Origin of the sequence: Streptomyces sp. A1136 (assembly GCF_004795055.1) — a bacterium.
Lineage (GTDB): Bacteria > Actinomycetota > Actinomycetes > Streptomycetales > Streptomycetaceae > Streptomyces.
The window spans coordinates 98,079-117,914 of the sequence record NZ_SSBJ01000009.1 but is presented as its reverse complement, the minus strand read 5'-3'; the positions used below and the strand labels follow the sequence as shown (position 1 = coordinate 117,914).

The following is a 19,836-nucleotide window of genomic DNA, read 5'->3' as shown; positions in this document are numbered from 1 at the left end:
CGCCGAGCCTGGCGGAACTGACCTGAGGGAAACCCCCCAGGCTATGTCTGGCGGAACTCGCTTGCGCGAGGTTCCTTACTTGGCCTTCTCGAGGATCTCGACGATGCGCCAGCGCTTGCTCGCCGACAGCGGACGCGTCTCCATGATGAGGACGCGGTCGCCGACGCCGGCAGCGTTCTGCTCGTCGTGAGCCTTGAGCTTGTTCGTACGGCGGATGACCTTGCCGTACAGGGCGTGCTTCACGCGGTCCTCGACGGCGACGACGACGGTCTTGTCCATCTTGTCGCTGACGACGAGACCCTCACGGGTCTTGCGGAAGCCGCGGTCCTGGGTCTCAGTCACATTCTTCTCGCTCATCAGGCGCTCTCCACCGTCTCGATGCCGAGCTCGCGCTCGTGCATCAGGGTGTAGATCCGGGCGATGTCCTTACGGACGGACTTGAGCCGGCCGTTGTTCTCCAGCTGGCCCGTGGCAGCCTGGAAGCGCAGCTTGAACAGCTCTTCCTTGGCCTCGCGCAGCTTGCCAACGAGCTCCTCGTTGCCGAGCTCACGCAGCTCGGACGCCTTGGTTCCCGTCGCCATCACGACTCACCTGCCTCGCGCCGAACAATCCGGCACTTCATCGGAAGCTTGTGAGCAGCGCGGGTGAGCGCCTCACGAGCAATCTTCTCGTTCGGGTAGGACAGCTCGAACATGACCCGACCCGGGTGCACGTTCGCGATCCACCACTCGGGAGAACCCTTACCGGAACCCATGCGGGTCTCGGCGGGCTTCTTCGTCAGCGGACGGTCCGGGTAGATGTTGATCCAGACCTTGCCACCACGCTTGATGTGGCGGGTCATCGCGATACGAGCCGCCTCGATCTGGCGGTTCGTCACGTACGCCGGGGTCAGCGCCTGGATGCCGTACTCGCCGAACGAGACCTCAGTACCGCCCTTGGCCATACCACGGCGCTTCGGGTGGTGCTGCTTGCGGTGCTTGACCCTACGAGGGATCAGCATGTCGGTCAGGCCTCCGTTCCGGTGCTCTCGGCCGGAGCGGCGGCGGGAGCGTCGGCCTTGGGGGCCTCGGCACCAGCAGCCTGCTGCGGCTTGCGGCCACCACGGCCGCCGCGCTCGCCACCACGGCCACCACGGCCGGCGGGACGGTCGCCAGCGCCGGCACCACGGGCCGGGCGGTTACCCGCACGGGCCGCGGCGTTCTCGGCGCGAACCTCGGCGATGTTCTTGACGTCGCCCTTGTAGATCCAGACCTTCACACCGATACGGCCGAAGGTGGTCTTGGCCTCGAAGAAGCCGTAGTCCACGTTCGCGCGCAGCGTGTGCAGCGGCACACGACCCTCGCGGTAGAACTCGGAGCGGGACATCTCGGCGCCGCCGAGACGGCCGCCACACTGGATCTTGATGCCCTTGGCGCCGGCCTTCATCGTGCCCTGCATGCTCTTACGCATGGCGCGACGGAAGGAGACGCGGGAGGAGAGCTGCTCGGCAACGGCCTGGGCAACCAGCTGAGCGTCGAGCTCGGGGTTCTTGACCTCGAGGATGTTCAGCTGGACCTGCTTGCCCGTGAGCTTCTCGAGGTCACCGCGGATGCGGTCGGCCTCGGCGCCACGGCGGCCGATGACGATGCCCGGACGAGCGGTGTGGATGTCCACACGCACGCGGTCACGGGTGCGCTCGATCTCAACCTTCGAGATGCCGGCGCGCTCCATGCCGGACGTCATCATCCGACGGATGGCGACGTCTTCCTTGACGTAGTCCTTGTACAGCTTGTCGGCGTACCAACGCGACTTGAAGTCGGTGGTGATGCCGAGCCGGAACCCGTGCGGGTTTACCTTCTGGCCCATTACCGGGAACCTTCCTTGCTGCTGACGACCACGGTGATGTGGCTGGTCCGCTTGCGGATCCGGTAGGCACGGCCCTGGGCGCGCGGACGGAACCGCTTCAGGGTCGGACCCTCGTCCACGAACGCCTCGCTGATGAACAGCGAAGAAGCGTCCGGGTGGTTGTAGTTGTGTGCGGCGTTGGCAATGGCGCTGTCCAGCACCTTGCCGACCGGCACGCTCGCGGCCTGCGGGGCGAAACGCAGGACCGCCTGAGCCTCCGTGGCATCCATGCCACGGATAAGGTCCACCACGCGGCGGGCCTTCATGGGCGTGACGCGGATGTACCGCGCCTGGGCCCTGGCTTCCATGGTTGTCCCTTCGGTGTAAGTCATAGTCGTTACCACCCCGCCTTTAGCGGCGCTTCGACTTCCGGTCGTCCTTGACGTGGCCGCGGAAGGTGCGAGTCGGCGAGAACTCGCCGAGCTTGTGGCCGACCATCGACTCGGTGACGAACACCGGGACGTGGGTCTTGCCGTTGTGCACCGCGATGGTGTGACCCAGCATGGCCGGGATGATCATCGAGCGACGGGACCAGGTCTTGATGACGTTCTTGGTACCAGCTTCGTTCTGAGCGTCCACCTTCTTGATGAGGTGTCCGTCGACGAAGGGTCCCTTCTTGAGACTGCGCGGCATCTAAACCCGCTCCTAGCGCTTCTTGTTCGTCTTGCGGCGGCGGACGATGTACTTGCTCGAAGCCTTCTTCGGCGAGCGAGTACGACCCTCCTTCTGACCCCACGGGGAGACCGGGTGGCGACCACCGCTGGTCTTGCCCTCACCACCACCGTGCGGGTGGTCAACCGGGTTCATCGCGACACCGCGGACGGACGGGCGAACGCCCTTCCAGCGCATGCGGCCGGCCTTGCCCCAGTTGATGTTCGACTGCTCGGCGTTGCCGACCTCGCCGACCGTGGCGCGGCAGCGCGCGTCGACGAGACGGATCTCACCGGACGGCATGCGGAGGTGGGCCATGGTGCCCTCCTTCGCCAGCAGCTGCACGGACGCACCCGCGGAACGGGCGAACTTCGCACCGCCGCCGGGACGCAGCTCGATCGCGTGGATGGTCGTACCGACCGGGATGTTGCGCAGCGCCAGGTTGTTGCCGGGCTTGATGTCGGCCGTCGGGCCGTTCTCGATCCGGTCACCCTGCTGCAGACCGCGCGGCGCGATGATGTAGCGCTTCTCACCGTCGGCGTAGTGCAGCAGCGCGATGCGCGCGGTGCGGTTGGGGTCGTACTCGATGTGCGCGACCTTGGCCGGCACGCCGTCCTTGTCGTGACGACGGAAGTCGATCACGCGGTAGGCGCGCTTGTGTCCGCCACCCTGGTGGCGAACGGTGATCCGACCGGTGTTGTTACGGCCGCCCTTGCTGTGCAGCGGGCGAACCAGCGACTTCTCCGGCGTGGACCGCGTGATCTCGACAAAGTCGGCGACGCTGGAGCCACGACGGCCCGGGGTCGTCGGCTTGTACTTGCGGATACCCATTTCTCAGTCCTCGTCCGATTCCGGACGACTCAGGACTCCGTTAGGAGGCCTGGCCGCCGAAGATGTCGATTCGGTCGCCCTCAGCGAGGGTCACGATGGCGCGCTTGGTGTTGGCGCGCTTGCCGAAACCGGTCTTGGTGCGCTTGCGCTTACCCTGACGGTTGATCGTGTTGACCCCGGTGACCTTGACCGAGAAGACCGCCTCGACGGCCTGCTTGATCTGGGTCTTGTTGGCGCCAGGCGCGACGATGAACGTGTACTTGTTCTCGTCCAGCAGCGCGTAGCTCTTCTCCGAGACAACCGGCTTGATCAGCAGGTCGCGCGGGTCAGTGAAGGTCTTGCTGGTAACGGTCGCCTCGGACATCAGGCGTCGCTCCCTTCGGTCTCATCGGCCTTGGGGCCAGACACGAAGGACTCGAGCGCGGCCTGAGTGAAGACCACGTCGTCAGAGACGATCACGTCGTACGTGTTCAGCTGGCCCGGCTCCAGGATGTGAACCTGGGGCAGGTTGCGGGCGGACAGCCACGCGGCCTCGTCGGCGCGCTCGACGACCAGGAGCAGGTTCTTGCGCTCCGAGATCTTGCCGAACAGCGTCTTGGCGGCCTTCGTGGAGGCGGCACCCTCGACCACGCCGGTGACGACGTGGATGCGGGAGTGACGCGCGCGGTCCGAGAGGGCACCGCGGAGGGCGGCGACCTTCATCTTCTTCGGGGTCCGCTGCGAGTAGTCACGCGGCTGCGGGCCGTGGACGACGCCACCGCCGGCGAACTGCGGAGCGCGGGTGGAACCCTGACGCGCGCGGCCGGTGCCCTTCTGGCGGTACGGCTTGCGGCCACCACCACGGACTTCGCCACGGGTCTTGGTCTTGTGCGTGCCCTGACGGGCAGCGGCCAGCTGTGCGACGACGACCTGGTGGATCAGCGGAACGCTGGTCTTCGCGTCGAAGATCTCCGCGGGGAGCTCGACGGTACCGGCCTTGTCGCCTGCCGGCGAAAGGATGTCAATGGTGCTCATTAACCTCAAGCCCCCTTGGCCGCGGTACGGACCAGGACGAGGCCGCCGTTCGGACCGGGGACTGCGCCCTTGATGAGGAGCAGACCCTTCTCCGCGTCTACCGCGTGGATGGTCAGGTTCTGGGTGGTGACGCGCTCGTTGCCCATACGACCAGCCATGCGCATGCCCTTGAAGACACGCCCAGGGGTGGCGCAGCCACCGATCGAACCGGGGGAGCGGTGCTTGCGCTGCACACCGTGACCGGCGCCGAGGCCCCGGAAGTTGTGCCGCTTCATGACACCGGCGAAGCCCTTGCCCTTGCTGTTGCCCGTGACGTCGACCTTGACGCCGGACTCGAACACCTCGGCAGTGATCTCCTGGCCGAGCGTGTACTCGCTGGCGTCGGAGGTGCGGAGCTCCACCAGGTGGCGGCGCGGGGTCACGTCGGCCTTGGCGAAGTGGCCCTTGAGGGGCTTGTTCACCTTGCGCGGGTCGATCTCGCCGAAGGCGATCTGGACCGACTCGTAGCCGTCGATGTCGTTCGTACGGACCTGGGTAACGACGCAGGGTCCGGCCTTGACCACGGTCACCGGGACGACACGGTTGTTCTCGTCCCAGACCTGGGTCATGCCGAGCTTCTCGCCCAGGACGCCCTTGATCTGCTTTGCCATCTTCTCGACGCCTCTCAGAGCTTGATCTCGATGTCAACGCCGGCCGGAAGGTCCAGGCGCATCAGCGAGTCAACGGTCTTGGGGGTCGGGTCGAGGATGTCGATCAGGCGCTTGTGCGTGCGCATCTCGAAGTGCTCGCGCGAGTCCTTGTACTTGTGCGGCGACTTGATGACGCAGTACACGTTCTTCTCAGTGGGCAGCGGCACCGGGCCCGCGACCGACGCACCAGTGCGCGTCACCGTCTCGACGATCTTCTTCGCCGAGGAGTCGATGACCTCGTGGTCGTAGGCCTTGAGCCGGATGCGGATCTTCTGTCCCGCCATGGCTACTCCGTAGTCCTGTCTGTTGTGGAAACGCTCTGGCTCCCGGGCGGCTGTGGATCTCTCCACCGCTTCCCTCCGACCCACGCGGTCGGGCGTGTCGCACTCCCTCTACAGAAAATTCCCATACGGAAATTCCCTCGTCCAAGGGGGTGCGGTCCCAGGACCGCGCTTCGGGGGAGAAACACCCACCGGGTGCCTGGTGGGCCCCGTGCTGACACTTCCCAGAAGATTCCCGTACGTCCGCCACCATTGCTGCCCCGAGGGACAGATAGAGACGACGAGTACTGTGGGACTCGCTTCCGGTCCTCCCGGCGGGAGGCGCGCAGCATCGGCACTCAACCGAGCAACTTGAGTAGTCTGCCACATGAGACACGTACTGCGCCAATCGGGCGCAGAACAATACCCCGCCGCGCGGACACGTCAAACCTGCCACGCGACGGGGAGCCCTTGCGGGGCCCGGGTCAGGAGCGGGAGACCGTCCCGCACTCGTCCTGCGAACCCTCGCCGATGCTCTTGCTGCGGTCGTACGGATCGACGCGCGGGCCGGAAGGCGCCTTCTCCGACCCCGCCGGCTCGGCCGGGTCGGAGAAGAACGAGGGGTGTACGTACCCGTCGTACCGGTCGCAGGCGCTGTTGCCGAGGTCCTGCCGGTAGGACGTGAGCCGCACCGTGCCGGGCGTCACCCGCCACTGGCCCGGGTCGGCGACCGTCAGGGTGAGTTCGCGCCGCACGATGGTCCGAGCGACGTCCTCCGGGTTCCCGCCCACCTTCACGAAGGGGTGGACGAAGGAGTAGTCCGCCTTCACGTCGGCCCGTCCGGGCTCCTTCCCCGGCTCCACCCACATGCGTCCCCGCACCTTGACCACGTCGCCGACGGGCTTCAGTTCGGCCGGGTTGTACCGGGTGAACAGGCTCAGCGGGTCCCGTTCACGCGTCGGCTGCGCGAGGGAGGCGTCCAGATGCTGCCGCAGCTCCTCGTCCTGCGGGTCCAGAAGTCTCAGCGCCGCCTCCGGGCGCTCACCGCGCAGCACCGCGGGGTCCAGGTTGGTCGCGACCAGGAACTGCTTCGCCTTCGCCAGCGCGTCCGCGACCTGGCCCACGGACATCCCCCCGACCGCCGTCGCCTCCGGAACCTCGATACCGGCGGCGCCGTCCGCCCACTGCGACGCCGGTGAGCCGCGGAAGGGCTCGCGGAGGGTCGGTCGGTCGGGGTACTCCTGCGAGGGCGCGGCCGAGGGTCGCGCCGTCTCGGCGGCCGGCGGGGCGGCGTTCGCGGCCTTCTCCCGGGCCTCGGTCTTGCCCGTGAGCCGGTCGATCACCAGCTCCGGCCGTACGGCCACCAGCGCGAGCGCCGCGATGGCCACGATCGCCGCGGTCGCCTTGAGCCGCCGCTTGCCCTTCCCGCGGCCTTCCCTCTCCTGCCAGGCCGGCCCGGACCGCCATCCGGCGGGCTCGGCCGCCTGCCGGGCCTTGCGGGCCTTGCGCCCCTTCCAGCCCCACTCCCGCGCGACCCGCTCCTCGTCCTGGCGGCGCAGCCGCTCGGTCACCATCCGCGCCCGCGCCGACGGCTCCTTCGGGACCTCCCCCACCCCGGCCTCGGCGTCCCGCACGAACCGCGCCCACTCCTCGTCGGAGACGCCGGTTCTGCCCGCGTCGTCGTTGCTCCCCATAACCCCACCTTGAGATGTCCACACCATGCGCTGCGGAGCCTCTCACACCCCCGGACCAGCCGTTTTCCGCCCCTGACCAAATACGCACCTCCTGACAGCCGCCTGTCCGAGGCGCCGCTTACCCTTGCTCGAACCATGGGGGTGGATCTTGAACGCCGACAACGGCAAAGACCTGGAGATGGACCCGGTCGCCGTCAAAAACCTCACGGACGGACTGCGCGGGGCGATCGCCGAACTGCGCGAGTTCGCCCCGGACGCCGGCGCGACGGTGGGCGCGGGGCTCGAAAAGCTCACGCTGACCGGCATGGAGGCCGGCCACCCGGACGTCACCGCCGTCTTCCACGACCTCTGCACGCGCTGGGACTGGGGAGTGCGCGCCCTCGTCGAGGAGGTCAGTGGCCTGACGGCCGCGCTGAACATCTCGGCGGGAATGATCTGGGAGGAGGACCAGTACCGCAGGGGCACGTTCAAGGTCGCGGCCAACTCCCTGATCGGCGATCCGCACGCCGACGAGGACACGGTCGAGAACACGTCCTGGGACGAGATCAAGGCACCGTTCGGCCAGGAGACCCCGGAAGAGGCCAGGAAGGCACGCGACGAGTTCCGGCAGCAGTGGGAACAGGCCAAGCGGGACGCCGTGACCAAGGGCAACGGTGCCCGCTTGTTGGACGGGGCGGCCGATCTCGGCCGGCTGGACCCCGCGGCCCTCGCCCTCGTACGGGAACGGGCGCGCCAGGCGGAGCACGGCGCCCCGCAGCCGGGTGAACGCTGATGGGGCGCGACCTGCAAGGGTGGCTGGACGCCGGTAAGAAGGCCGTGGGCGAGGGCGTCGAATGGGTGGGCGACAAGACGGGGGCCGGGCTCGACGGAGTAGGACTCCACGAGGCCGCCGATGTCGTACGGGACGGCGCGGACAAGGTCGCGAACCGGCTCGGCGCGGAGGTCGAGGAGGCCGAGCTGGGCCACACCGACGACCCGGAGAAGCTGATCCACGGCAGCCCATCCAAGCTCCGGGCGACCGCCTCGCACCTGGCGGACTTCCAGGCGGCCTTCGACAAGACCGGCGAGGGCCTCAAGGGCCTCGACGAGGACGGCATAAAAGGTGGGACCGCCGAAGGCTTCCGACTGCTCGCCCAGAAGCAGCCGCCGAAGTGGTTCAAGGCCGCGGACGCCTTCGAGTCGGCCGCGGGGGCCTTGAACCACTTCGCGGACACGGTGGAATGGGCCCAGGGCCGCGCCAAGGAGGCGTTGGACGAGTACGAGACCGCCGTCAAAGCGTCCGAGGCGGCCCGCGACACGTACAACAAGCGGGTCGACACGTACAACGCGGCGATCCGCACCAAGCAGGACCCGCTGCCGCCCCGCCCGACGGGCTTCACCGACCCCGGAGCCGACGGCATCAAGGCGGCCCGGGAAAAGCTCGCCGAGGCGCGCTACCAGCGCGACGAGGCAGCCCGAACGGCTGTCCAAGCGCTGACGAAGGCGCGGGATGCCGCTCCGCCCCTGCCGTCCTTGGCCAAGCAACTGGTCTACGAGGGGGCCATTCGGGGACTCGGGCTGGAACACCAGGGCGGCGGGTTCATCAAGGGGCTGGCGGGCACGGTCGACTTCTTCCGTGCGGTCGACCCCCTGGACCCGTACAACCGCATGCATCCGACCGAGTACAAGATGCGGCTCAGCGGCCTGGGTGTCGGCATGTTGACGATGGCCAACGACCCCGTCGGCGCCGGTTCCCTGATGTACGAGCAGTTCATGAAGGACCCCGACGAGGGCGTCGGCAAGATCTACGGCGAGTTCGCCGGATCGAAGGGGGCGAGCTCGGTCACCGGCGCCCTCCGCAAGTCCTCCGTCCTGAGCCGGCTGGCGAACGGCAGACTGCCCAAGCCGCCCAAGCTCCCGGAAGCGCCGGAGGCCGGACACACCCCCTCGACCCGTGAGGCGCTCAACGGGAACGAGGGGCCCGGCGCCCGCGAGAAGAGGAACGTCCCCTGCGAGGGCGACCCGGTCGACGTGGCGACGGGCCGGATGCTGCTGCCGCAGACGGACCTCGTCCTGCCGGGCTCGTTCCCGCTCGTCTTCACCCGGACCTTCGAGTCCTCGTACCGCTCGGGCCGCTGGTTCGGTCCCACCTGGGCGTCGACGGTCGACCAGCGCCTGGAGATCGACGCCGCGGGCGTCATCCTCGTCTGCGAGGACGGCAGCCTGCTGGCCTACCCGCACCCGGAGCAGGCCGGCCCTCCCGTCTTCCCCTCCCACGGCCGACGATGGCCGATGACCCTCGACCCGGACGGCGACTACACGGTCACCGACCCCGAGTCGGGCCAGGTACGCCATTTCGCGGAGGACGGCCTCCTCACCCAGCAGGACGACCGCAACGGCGCCTGGATCGCGTACACGTACGACGACACGACGGGCACCCCGCTGTCGATCTCCCACAGCGGCGGCTACGAGCTGCGCCTGACCTCCTCGGACGGTCGAATAACCGGCCTGGCCCTGGCGGACGGGACCGAGGTCCTGCGCTACGGCTACACGGACGGCCACCTCACCGAGGTCACCAACTCCTCCGGCCGACCCCTGCGCTTCGGGTACGACCCACTGGGCCGGATCACCTCCTGGACCGACACCAACGACCGACGCTTCGACTACGTCTACGACGAGCGCCACCGGTGCATCGCCCAGTCCGGTACGAACGGCCACCTGAACATCAGGTTCGCCTACGAGGACGGCGTCACGACGCTCACGGACTCCCTGGGCCACCGCAAGCGGTACGTCACCGACGACCGAGCGCAGGTCGTCGCCGAGATCGACCCAGCCGGGGCGACCACACGCTTCGCGTACGACCGCTACGGCCGCCTGCTTTCCCGTACGGACCCTCTGGGCCACACGACCCGCCTGACGTACGACGAGGCCGGTCACCTGACGTCCGTGACCCGCCCGGACGGCAAGGTCTCGCGGGCTCGGTACAACGCCCTGGGCCTGCCGGTGACACTCGTGTCGGCGGACGGTACGACGACGACCCACGCGTACGACGAGCAGGGCAACCGCACCTCGACCACCGACCCGTCCGGCGCCACCACGCACTTCGCCTACGACCCGCGCGGCCACCTGTCCTCGGTGACGGACGCCTTGGGACACACCACGACGTTCCGTTTCGACCCGGCGGGCCTGCTCGTCTCGGCGACGGACCCTCTCGGCGCCACCACGACCTACACCCGCGACGCCTTCGGCCGCCCGGTCACCGTCACGGACCCCCTCGGACGCACGACCCACCACACCTGGAGCACCGAGGGCCGCCTGCTCCGCCGCGTGCACCCGGACGGCACGTCGGAATCCCGGACGTACGACGGCGAGGGCAACTGCCTGACGCACACCGACGCCGCGGGCAGGGTGACCGTCAACGAGTACGGGGACTTCGACCTCCTCACCGCCCGGACCGGTCCGGACGGCGCACGCCACACGTTCGGTCACGACACCGAGCTGCGCCTGACGGAGGTCACCAACCCGCAGGGCCTGATGTGGAGTTACACGTACTCCCCCACGGGCGAACTGTCCGCGGAGACGGACTTCGACGGTCGCACCCTCACCTACGAGTACGACGCGGCCGGTGCCCTCGCCGCCCGGACCGACGCACTGGGCGCACGCACCACGTACACCCGCAACGAGCTCGGCCAGGTCACCCGCAAGACGACGGCGTCCGGCTCGACGGTCTACGGCTACGACGCCCGCGACCGCTTGGCTTCACTGACCTCGCCGGAGTCCTCGATCACCTGGCTCCGCGACGGGACGGGCCGGGTGCTGGCGGAAACGGTCGACGGCCGCACGCTCACGTACGCCTACGACGCCCTGGGCCGCCGTACGACCCGCACCACGCCCAGCGGCGCCGAATCCCACTGGACCTACGACGCGGCCGGCCACCGCACGTCCCTGACGACAGCCGGCCGCACGATCACCTTCGAGCGCGACGCCGCCGGGCAGGAACTCACCCGCAGCCTCGGCCCCGCGCTATCCCTCACCCACGAGTACGACCTCCTGGGCCGGCTCTCCTCCCGGACGGTGGTCGGCCGGGACGGCCGTACCATCCGGCGCCGCGGCTACAGCTACCGCGCGGACGGCTACCTCACCGGGATCGACGACTCCCTGACCGGCCCGCGGACGTTCACCCTCGACGCGGCCGCCCGCGTGACGGCGGTGGACGCCGGCTCCTGGTCGGAGCGGTACGCCTACGACGAGGCGGGCAACCAGACCCACGCCAGCTGGCCCGAGCGCCACCCGGGAGCCGACGCCCAGGGCGGTCGCTCGTACACGGGCACCCGCATCACCCGCGCGGGGGCGGTCCGCTACGAGCACGACGCACTCGGCCGGGTCACCCTGCGACAGAAGACCCGGCTCTCCCGCAAGCCGGAGACCTGGCGCTACGAGTGGAACGCGGACGACCAGCTGTCGACGGTCACCACCCCGGACGGCACCCGCTGGCGGTACACGTACGACCCCCTGGGCCGCCGCACGGCAAAGCAGCGCCTGTCACCGGCCGGCGCGGTCGTGGAGGAAACCACCTTCACGTGGGACAGCGCCACCTTGTGCGAACAGTCCACCGGCCCGGTCACCCTCACCTGGACCCATCAGGGCCTGCACCCGCTCACCCAGTCCGAGCACATCGACGACGACACGGTGGACGACCGCTTCTTCGCCATCGTCACCGACCTCGTCGGCACCCCGACCGAGCTCCTCACCGAAGACGGCACCCAGGCGTGGCGCACCCGCGCCACCCTCTGGGGCACCACCACCTGGAACCGTGACGCGACGGCCTACACCCCGCTCCGCTTCCCCGGCCAGTACTTCGACCCCGAGTCGGGCCTCCACCACAACCTCTTCCGCACTTACGACCCCGAAACGGCCCGCTACCTCACCCCGGACCCCCTGGGCCTCTCCCCGGCCCCCAACCCCTCGACGTACGTCCCCAACCCCCACACCTGGTCCGACCCCCTGGGCCTGGCCCCCGACGGCTGTCCCGAGGAACTCGGCGATGTGACGCCCATTTACAAGGCCCCTCAAAGAGGGATGGGACACGTTCAGGAAACCCTGGGATTCTTGGAGGAGCACTTCCCAGGCGGTCCCCAAGACCCGTACATGAATGGACTAGCATATTTCGCCAAGGAACGAGAGCTGGCGGAAGTTTACGCCAGGCATTATGGTGAAGGAGTCATAGAAATAAGGATTCCGACAGCTGAGTACTTGAAGAGATTCGCCGGGTTCGAGCACCCTTACGAGGGCGGCCCCCTCACCGAACTCGAAATACCCAACAGCACCGTCGAGCAACTTAATGGATATTGGCGGAAGAGACACAAGTGACAGACGAGACAGGCTGGGAACAAATAAAGCAGACGCACCCTCTGGGCACCCATCTACGGGGCACGGTACGCGCCAGGTTTCCCTTCGGCGTATTCCTGGAAATCGCACAGGAACCGACTGTCAGGGTCTTTCTTGACGTCGCCTCGTATGCACCGGAGTCGCCCGCAAAGGGCGTTGTGCCACTACCTGAGGTCGGGACAATGGTGGACGGCGTAGTCGTGGATCACATCGACCGCGATCAGCAGATCCGCATCAGGGTTGGCCAGCCACCTTGGCAGGTCGAGCACGCGGGGCCATAACCGCCTCTGGGGTGGTCCTCAGCGGAACACCTTTCTGAAGACCATCCAGTGTGAGTGCCTCCCTGATCGTGGATCCACACGACGGTAACCGCATCAGCACCTCCTTTTCCCTCGGAAAGAGTCACACCCCGCATGCTCGTGCAATTCACCGTTCGACCGGGTCAGGGCGAGGCGAGCGGATTCGACCTCGGCGACATGCAGTGGACCGGCGAGCTGGGGGAATCTGGATCTGCAGGCCAGTCACCCGACCAAGGAATGATGATCTACCCTTCGGTCACCCAGCTCCTTGATTACCTCGGCAACCTCTTTGCAGGCCGGACACAGGTCGGGGTGTACACGGGCACCGACACCTCCTTCAAGCTGACGTTCAGAAGAATCAAGGAGGGCATCAGCGTCGCCGGTCCGTCCGGCCCCCTTTCGCTCCTCCCGCCCGACGAGCTTGCGGGGACCGTGCTTTCAGCGGCGGAGGAACTGGCACGGACGCATCTCGGCTCCCTGCCCTCAGACGGCGTGGCAGACGATTATCTGGCCGCCCTCAATGACTTCCGGCTGCTGGTGGCGCCATAAAGGTCGGGGCGAGAAAGGAGACAAACGTTTCGAACGGTCAACGCAAACCCGACCGCACCCTGGAGGAGCTCGACGGGCAACGCTGGGGGGAGCCTCCCGCCGATGCCACCAGCTTGGTGCGATCCGTGCACGGTCTGCGGCGCCGCCCCGTCGCCAGTCTGAATGCCGGCGAACTGGCGCGCTTGATCCGACAAGGCGTCGGGGTTCGATGGCTGTTGCCGGTTGCCCTGGGCATCTTGGAAGACACCGCCCCGAACCAAGCGGCGGGAGGGTTCTACGACGACGACCTCCTGTCGGCCGTCCTGACGTGCGGATCGACCACGTGGGCGGCGCAGCCCGAGCTCGTCAAGCGAATGCAAGAGGTTCTGGCGTCACTCCGGGACATATCTCCCTACCTCTGTGACGACGTAGAGCGATTCCAGAGGGATACCCGGCGGGGCCGCTGACGCCGCATGCACGAACCCCCGCATCGCGGGGGCCCGCGATGCGGGGGGCGGCGGGGTGGTGGGGTTAGAGGTATGGGGTGAGTACTCGGGAAGTGAAAGGACCTCGCCAGACCCCTCCAGCCTCCCGAGCGGGCGGCTGGGGGGCGCTTCGCTCGGATGGGTGAACCGGGCCAACTCGGCTGGCTTTCACGGGGGTTGCCGGGCATATGCTCGGCGCGACAACTCCAGACATACGTCGGCCCCCGACGGGACTCGCAATCCCGGTCGGGGGCCTGGCCAGCCAGGAAGCGAACGCCTTCCCGATGGATACCCAGAAGCCTAACCCCGTCGTGCTCGCCTCCGGGCGCAATCGCGGCGATGCACCCCGATCAGGTGTCGTCCACGTCAACGTGCGGCACACCCGCCGCTTCACCGTGGTCGGCAACCACCTCGCCCAGCACGCCGAGATGTCCCTCGTGGCGATCGGCCTGGCGCTCCACATCCAGTCGCTGCCCGCCGGCACCCGCATCGGCATCAAGGACCTCGCCGCCCGCTTCCCCGAGAGCGAGCACCGGATCGCCCGCGCTCTGCGCGAGCTGGAGGTGTACGGCTACCTGGAGCGGACCCGCGTACGGCTGCCCGGCGGGCAGGTGATCACCCGCACCGTGTCCTACAACCGCCCCGGGTGCGCGGAGGTCGACGAGAACCCCGCCCCGCCGCCCGCACCGGCGCCCGTGGCCGCGCCGGTGGCCGACCCCCCTCCCGCGGCGCCCCCGGCCGCCGCCCCCGAACCCCTCCCCCGGCCCCTGAACCGCGACAACCCCTGGCGCCACGAGGCCGCCGTCACCGTCCTGACGGACCTGCGCCGCCTCGACTCCCGCCTCCTGCTCGGCCGGCAGGACATCGAGCGCCTCGCCCCCGCCGTCGAGGCCTGGCTGGAGCGCGGCGCCCGCCCCGGCGGCATCACCGCCGCCCTCACGGCCAACCTGCCGCCGCAGCCCCGCAACCCGGCCGGACTGGTGGCGTACCGGCTCGCCGCCCAGTTGCCGCCGGCCCTGGCAGACGTACCCCGCCCGGCCGCCCACGTCCCGCCGGACCCCTTCCAGACCTGCGAGGACGAGGCCTGCGGCCTCGCCTTCCGGTCCCGGGAGCCGGGCCTGTGCGGGGAGTGCCGGGCGGAGGCGGGCGCCGCGTAGACACCGGGGCCCGGCCGCGTACGCACCCGACCGGGGCCGCGTACGCACCCGGCCGGGCCCCGCACAGCAGCCGGCAACGCCCCGCGGGTACGACGAAGGGCCCCTCCCCCACCGCCGGAGCGGTGGGGAAAGGGCCCCTCTGTCAAACGTGGTGCCCGCTCGCGCGAGCTACCAGGTCAGAACACGAATTACTTCGTGATCTTGGTGACCTGGCCGGCGCCCACCGTACGACCACCCTCACGGATGGCGAACTTCAGGCCCTCTTCCATCGCGACCGGCTGGATGAGGGAGACCGTCATGTCGGTGTTGTCACCGGGCATGACCATCTCGGTGCCCTCAGGCAGGGTCACAACGCCCGTCACGTCCGTGGTACGGAAGTAGAACTGCGGGCGGTAGTTGTTGAAGAACGGGGTGTGACGACCACCCTCGTCCTTCGACAGGATGTACGCGGCGGCCTCGAACTCGGTGTGCGGCGTGACCGAACCGGGCTTGATGATGACCTGACCGCGCTCGACGTCCTCGCGCTTGATGCCACGGAGGAGCAGACCGACGTTCTCACCGGCCTGGCCCTCGTCGAGGAGCTTGCGGAACATCTCGATACCGGTGACCGTGGTGGTGGTCTTCTCTTCCTTGATACCGATGATGTCGACGGTCTCGTTGACCTTCAGGACACCACGCTCGATACGGCCGGTGACGACCGTACCGCGACCGGTGATCGTGAAGACGTCCTCGACCGGCATCAGGAAGGGCTTGTCGGTGTCGCGCGGCGGGGTCGGGATCGACTCGTCCACGGCCTTCATGAGGCCGAGGAGCTTCTCGCCCCACTCCTTGTCGCCCTCGAGCGCCTTGAGCGCGGAGACCTGGACGACCGGCAGGTCGTCGCCCGGGAAGTCGTACTCGGAGAGCAGCTCACGGACCTCGAGCTCGACGAGCTCCAGGATCTCCTCGTCGTCCACCATGTCGGCCTTGTTCAGGGCGACGACGATGTAGGGGACGCCGACCTGGCGGGCCAGGAGCACGTGCTCCTTGGTCTGCGGCATCGGGCCGTCGGTGGCGGCGACCACGAGGATGGCACCGTCCATCTGCGCGGCACCGGTGATCATGTTCTTGATGTAGTCCGCGTGACCCGGGCAGTCGACGTGGGCGTAGTGACGCGCCTCGGTCTGGTACTCGACGTGCGCGATGGAGATGGTGATACCGCGCTGGCGCTCCTCAGGAGCCTTGTCGATCTGGTCGAAGGCCGAGGCCTCGTTCAGGTCCGGGTACGCGTCGTGCAGCACCTTGGTAATGGCGGCCGTGAGGGTCGTCTTACCGTGGTCAATGTGACCGATGGTGCCGATGTTGACGTGCGGCTTAGTCCGCTCGAACTTCGCCTTCGCCACGGGGGTCCTCCTGGAGAGTGGTTCTGGTACGCCTGACAGATCGGCGCCAGGTGATCTTTGCTGGGATGCCAGTCCCTCCGGGCAACAAGAGCGGTTGCTCCTGTTGCCCTAGAGGTACCGGTGACAAGCCTAAAGCGTGAGCTCCGAAGAGTTACTCGCCCTTGGCCTTCGCGATGATCTCCTCAGCGACGTTCCGGGGAACCTCGGCGTAGGAGTCGAACTGCATCGAGTAGCTGGCGCGACCCGAGGTCTTGCTGCGGAGGTCTCCGACGTAGCCGAACATCTCCGAAAGCGGCACGAGGCCCTTCACGATGCGAGCACCGTGACGCTCGTCCATGGCCTGGATCTGGCCACGACGAGAGTTGATGTCGCCGATGACCTCACCCATGTAGTCCTCGGGCGTGGTGACCTCAACGGCCATCATCGGCTCAAGGAGCACGGGAGAAGCCTTGCGCGCGGCCTCCTTGAAGGCCTGCGAACCGGCGATCTTGAACGCGAGTTCGGAGGAGTCGACCTCGTGGTAACCACCGTCGAGAAGAATGACGCGGACGCCAGTCATCTCGTAGCCGGCGAGGATGCCGAACTTCATGGCTTCCTGGGCACCGGCGTCCACCGACGGGATGTACTCACGCGGGATACGTCCACCGGTGACCTTGTTGACGAACTCGTAAGCCGCCTCGCCGCCCTCGATGGGCTCGATCGCGATCTGCACCTTGGCGAACTGACCGGTACCACCGGTCTGCTTCTTGTGGGTGTAGTCGTGACGCTCGACGGACTTGCGGATCGTCTCGCGGTAGGCCACCTGCGGCTTGCCGACGTTCGCCTCGACCTTGAACTCGCGACGCATGCGGTCGACGAGGATGTCGAGGTGAAGCTCGCCCATACCACCGATGATGGTCTGGCCGGTCTCCTCGTCAGAGTGAACCTGGAAGGAGGGGTCCTCCTCCGCGAGACGCTGGATGGCAACACCCAGCTTCTCCTGGTCACCCTTGGACTTGGGCTCGATGGCGACCTGGATGACCGGGGCCGGGAAGTCCATGGACTCCAGGATGACCGGGGCCTTCTCGTCGCACAGCGTCTCACCGGTGGTGGTCTGCTTCAGGCCCATGACGGCGACGATGTCACCGGCGCCCACCGACTCGATCTCCTCACGCTTGTTCGCGTGCATACGGTAGATCTTGCCGATGCGCTCCTTCTTGCCCTTGACGGAGTTCAGCACCGCGGTGCCGGCCTCCAGGCGACCGGAGTAGATCCGGACGAAGGTGAGCTTACCGAGGTGCGGGTCGCTCGCGATCTTGAACGCGAGGGCCGACAGCGGCTCGGAGTCGGCCGGCTTGCGCTTGACGACGACCTCCGCGTCCTTGACGTCGTGGCCCTCGATGGCCTCGACGTCCAGGGGGGAAGGCAGGTAGCGCACGACGGCGTCGAGCAGGGGCTGGACGCCCTTGTTCTTGAACGCGGTGCCGCAGAACACGGGGGTGACGGTGGTGTCGCCACCCTTGCCGGACGCGATGGTGATACGACGGACGGCGGCGTAGAGCTGCTCCTCGGTGGGCTCGGTGCCCTCCAGGAACAGTTCCATCATCTGCTCGTCGTTCTCGGCGACCGTCTCGACCAGCTTGGCGCGCCATTCCTCGGCGGCCTCGGTGTGCGAGGCGGGGATGTCGACGACGTCGTACATCTCGCCCTTGGAGGCCTCGGCGGACCAGACAAGAGCCTTCATGCGGACCAGGTCGACAACGCCCTGGAAGTCCATCTCGGAGCCGATGGGCAGCTGCATGACGATCGGGGTCGCGCCGAGGCGGTCCACGATCATGTCCACGCAGCGGTGGAACTCGGCGCCGGTACGGTCCAGCTTGTTGACGAAGCAGATGCGCGGCACGCCGTAACGGTCGGCCTGACGCCAGACCGTCTCGGACTGCGGCTCCACACCGGCGACACCGTCGAAGACGGTGACGGCACCGTCGAGGACGCGGAGCGAACGCTCCACCTCTACGGTGAAGTCGACGTGACCCGGGGTGTCGATGATGTTGATGGTGTGGTCGACCTCGTCAAGAGGCCAGTGGCAGGTCGTCGCGGCAGACGTGATGGTGATACCACGCTCCTGCTCCTGCTCCATCCAGTCCATCGTGGCAGCGCCGTCGTGGACCTCACCGATCTTGTACGACACACCGGTGTAGAACAGGATGCGCTCGGTGGTGGTCGTCTTGCCCGCGTCGATGTGGGCCATGATCCCGATGTTGCGGACCTTGGCCAGGTCAAGCGAAGTGGTAGCCATAAGGCTTCGGTCTTCTCTCGGTCTCGATGTGGGGTGGGACTACCAGCGGTAGTGCGCGAAGGCCTTGTTGGACTCGGCCATCTTGTGCGTGTCCTCGCGCTTCTTGACGGCAGCGCCAAGACCGTTGGAGGCGTCGAGCAGCTCGTTCATGAGGCGCTCGGTCATGGTCTTCTCGCGGCGGGCGCGGGAGTAACCCACGAGCCAGCGCAGCGCGAGGGTCGACTGGCGGCCCGGCTTGACCTCGACCGGAACCTGGTAGGTCGCGCCACCGACACGGCGGGACTTGACCTCGAGGGACGGCTTGACGTTCTCCAGCGCGCGCTTCAGCGTGATGACCGGGTCGTTGCCGGTCTTCTCGCGGAGGCCTTCCATGGCGCCGTAAACGATGCGCTCGGCGGTGGAGCGCTTGCCGTTCAGGAGGATCTTGTTGATGAGCGAGGTCACCAGAGGAGATGCGTAGACCGGGTCGATGATGACCGGGCGCTTCGGGGCGGGGCCCTTACGAGGCATTCTTACTTCTCCTTCTTGGCGCCGTAGCGGCTGCGGGCCTGCTTGCGGTTCTTGACAGCCTGGGTGTCAAGCGCACCGCGGATGATCTTGTAACGAACACCCGGCAGGTCCTTCACACGGCCACCACGCACGAGCACGATCGAGTGCTCCTGCAGGTTGTGTCCCTCACCCGGAATGTAAGCGGTGACCTCGATGCCGGAGGTCAGACGCACACGCGCGACCTTACGGAGCGCCGAGTTCGGCTTCTTCGGGGTGGTCGTGAACACACGCGTGCAGACGCCGCGACGCTGGGGCGAAGCCTCAAGCGCGGGGGTCTTTGTCTTCTCGACCTTGTCCTGCCGGCCCTTACGGACCAGCTGCTGGATCGTAGGCACTACTTCTCCGGTTTCTGTGTGCCGTGTAGTGAAGCTAACCTGGAACGTTGCCGACCCACGCGGTCGGGTGTGTCGGATCCGGTGGAGCTCCGCGCGAGCGGAGACACATGGATCGCGGTGGCTGATGTGGCTCTTATGCGGTTGATGGACACGCACGGGAGCCCAGGCACACCCCAGGCACAAGGTCTGAGCGTACCCACCGCATCCACTCCGGTCAAAACAAAAGCCCGGCGCCCCCCACCCGGCCTCCTCCCGACAGACCCGCAGGCCAGACGCGGCAAGGGAACGGGGCCCGGACCTGCCTTCCGCGCCGGCGCGGATGTGCGCGACCCGCGCGCATGTGGTACGCGATCGGCCGCTCCCGCGCCGCCCTAGACTGACGAGTCGGACAAACCGCCGGCCGGCGAAGTCGATCAGCAGGGAGCACCGCATT

21 protein-coding genes are annotated in these 19,836 nt (G+C 67.7%); 5 read left to right on the top strand and 16 right to left on the bottom strand.

All coding sequences use genetic code 11. The features are described from left to right. Positions 1 to 75 precede the first annotated feature (75 nt). The 12 genes from rpsQ to E6R62_RS11270 all read right to left on the bottom strand — a co-directional run bounded on the left by rpsQ (position 76) and on the right by E6R62_RS11270 (position 7,023). A complete protein-coding gene (rpsQ, locus tag E6R62_RS11325; RefSeq protein ID WP_053682619.1) occupies positions 76 to 357 on the bottom strand; it encodes a 30S ribosomal protein S17 in 282 nt (93 codons plus the stop codon). Beyond that, entirely contained in the window at positions 357 to 581 is a 225-nt protein-coding gene (gene rpmC, locus E6R62_RS11320) for a 50S ribosomal protein L29 (protein WP_008739703.1), read from the bottom strand. Before rpmC ends, rpsQ begins: the two co-directional genes overlap by 1 nt. Then, positions 581 to 1,000, bottom strand: coding sequence for a 50S ribosomal protein L16 (rplP, locus tag E6R62_RS11315; RefSeq protein WP_030026326.1), 420 nt, complete (start codon positions 998 to 1,000; stop codon positions 581 to 583). Before rplP ends, rpmC begins: the two co-directional genes overlap by 1 nt. Before the next feature lie 5 nt (positions 1,001 to 1,005). Continuing rightward, positions 1,006 to 1,845 carry a 30S ribosomal protein S3 gene (gene rpsC, locus E6R62_RS11310; protein WP_007265905.1) on the bottom strand — a complete coding sequence of 280 codons (840 nt, stop codon included), beginning with the start codon at positions 1,843 to 1,845 and terminating at the stop codon, positions 1,006 to 1,008. Continuing rightward, the gene (gene rplV, locus E6R62_RS11305; RefSeq protein ID WP_136213228.1) at positions 1,845 to 2,192 is read right to left on the bottom strand and encodes a 50S ribosomal protein L22; all 348 of its coding nucleotides are present in this window, start codon (positions 2,190 to 2,192) and stop codon (positions 1,845 to 1,847) included. Before rplV ends, rpsC begins: the two co-directional genes overlap by 1 nt. Positions 2,193 to 2,235: 43 nt before the next feature. Then, positions 2,236 to 2,517: a 30S ribosomal protein S19 gene (gene rpsS / locus E6R62_RS11300; protein ID WP_043230274.1), complete on the bottom strand. Its 282-nt coding sequence runs from the start codon at positions 2,515 to 2,517 to the stop codon at positions 2,236 to 2,238. A 12-nt stretch (positions 2,518 to 2,529) separates the two neighbouring features. Continuing rightward, positions 2,530 to 3,366, bottom strand: a complete 837-nt coding sequence (rplB, locus tag E6R62_RS11295; protein ID WP_136213227.1) for a 50S ribosomal protein L2 — start codon at positions 3,364 to 3,366, stop codon at positions 2,530 to 2,532. Positions 3,367 to 3,406: 40 nt separating this feature from the next. Next, the gene (gene rplW, locus E6R62_RS11290; RefSeq protein ID WP_037792012.1) at positions 3,407 to 3,730 is read right to left on the bottom strand and encodes a 50S ribosomal protein L23; all 324 of its coding nucleotides are present in this window, start codon (positions 3,728 to 3,730) and stop codon (positions 3,407 to 3,409) included. Beyond that, on the bottom strand, positions 3,730 to 4,380 hold the full coding sequence (gene rplD, locus E6R62_RS11285; protein WP_031152736.1) for a 50S ribosomal protein L4: 651 nt from the start codon (positions 4,378 to 4,380) through the stop codon (positions 3,730 to 3,732). Before rplD ends, rplW begins: the two co-directional genes overlap by 1 nt. A 5-nt stretch (positions 4,381 to 4,385) precedes the next feature. Next, positions 4,386 to 5,030 (bottom strand): 50S ribosomal protein L3, encoded by a 645-nt coding sequence (gene rplC, locus E6R62_RS11280; protein WP_007265899.1) that lies wholly within the window; start codon positions 5,028 to 5,030, stop codon positions 4,386 to 4,388. A 14-nt stretch (positions 5,031 to 5,044) separates the two neighbouring features. Beyond that, a complete protein-coding gene (gene rpsJ / locus E6R62_RS11275) occupies positions 5,045 to 5,353 on the bottom strand; it encodes a 30S ribosomal protein S10 (protein WP_003948644.1) in 309 nt (102 codons plus the stop codon). 461 nt (positions 5,354 to 5,814) lie between these two features. Then, positions 5,815 to 7,023: a hypothetical protein gene (locus E6R62_RS11270; RefSeq protein ID WP_136213226.1), complete on the bottom strand. Its 1,209-nt coding sequence runs from the start codon at positions 7,021 to 7,023 to the stop codon at positions 5,815 to 5,817. A gap of 148 nt (positions 7,024 to 7,171) precedes the next feature. Here E6R62_RS11270 and E6R62_RS11265 point away from each other — a divergent pair, with 148 nt between their 5' ends. The 5 genes from E6R62_RS11265 (at position 7,172) to E6R62_RS11250 (ending at position 14,859) form a co-directional block, all read left to right on the top strand. Continuing rightward, on the top strand, positions 7,172 to 7,795 hold the full coding sequence (locus E6R62_RS11265; RefSeq protein WP_136213225.1) for a hypothetical protein: 624 nt from the start codon (positions 7,172 to 7,174) through the stop codon (positions 7,793 to 7,795). After that, positions 7,795 to 12,372: a putative T7SS-secreted protein gene (locus tag E6R62_RS11260; RefSeq protein ID WP_240801609.1), complete on the top strand. Its 4,578-nt coding sequence runs from the start codon at positions 7,795 to 7,797 to the stop codon at positions 12,370 to 12,372. Before E6R62_RS11265 ends, E6R62_RS11260 begins: the two co-directional genes overlap by 1 nt. 431 nt (positions 12,373 to 12,803) lie before the next feature. Further along, a complete protein-coding gene (locus E6R62_RS11255; RefSeq protein ID WP_136213224.1) occupies positions 12,804 to 13,238 on the top strand; it encodes a hypothetical protein in 435 nt (144 codons plus the stop codon). Continuing rightward, the gene (locus E6R62_RS42175; RefSeq protein ID WP_168714027.1) at positions 13,235 to 13,684 is read left to right on the top strand and encodes a contact-dependent growth inhibition system immunity protein; all 450 of its coding nucleotides are present in this window, start codon (positions 13,235 to 13,237) and stop codon (positions 13,682 to 13,684) included. Before E6R62_RS11255 ends, E6R62_RS42175 begins: the two co-directional genes overlap by 4 nt. 302 nt (positions 13,685 to 13,986) lie before the next feature. Continuing rightward, a complete protein-coding gene (locus E6R62_RS11250) occupies positions 13,987 to 14,859 on the top strand; it encodes a helix-turn-helix domain-containing protein (RefSeq protein ID WP_136213223.1) in 873 nt (290 codons plus the stop codon). A 188-nt stretch (positions 14,860 to 15,047) separates the two neighbouring features. Here the strand turns inward: E6R62_RS11250 and tuf are convergent, their stop codons facing one another. The 4 genes from tuf to rpsL form a co-directional block, all read right to left on the bottom strand. After that, the gene (gene tuf, locus E6R62_RS11245; RefSeq protein ID WP_136213222.1) at positions 15,048 to 16,241 is read right to left on the bottom strand and encodes an elongation factor Tu; all 1,194 of its coding nucleotides are present in this window, start codon (positions 16,239 to 16,241) and stop codon (positions 15,048 to 15,050) included. A gap of 151 nt (positions 16,242 to 16,392) precedes the next feature. Continuing rightward, on the bottom strand, positions 16,393 to 18,519 hold the full coding sequence (fusA, locus tag E6R62_RS11240) for an elongation factor G (protein ID WP_136213221.1): 2,127 nt from the start codon (positions 18,517 to 18,519) through the stop codon (positions 16,393 to 16,395). A 39-nt stretch (positions 18,520 to 18,558) separates the two neighbouring features. Next, on the bottom strand, positions 18,559 to 19,029 hold the full coding sequence (gene rpsG, locus E6R62_RS11235; RefSeq protein ID WP_007265894.1) for a 30S ribosomal protein S7: 471 nt from the start codon (positions 19,027 to 19,029) through the stop codon (positions 18,559 to 18,561). Between the two features lie 2 nt (positions 19,030 to 19,031). Then, entirely contained in the window at positions 19,032 to 19,403 is a 372-nt protein-coding gene (rpsL, locus tag E6R62_RS11230) for a 30S ribosomal protein S12 (protein ID WP_007265893.1), read from the bottom strand. Positions 19,404 to 19,836: the final 433 nt, after the last annotated feature.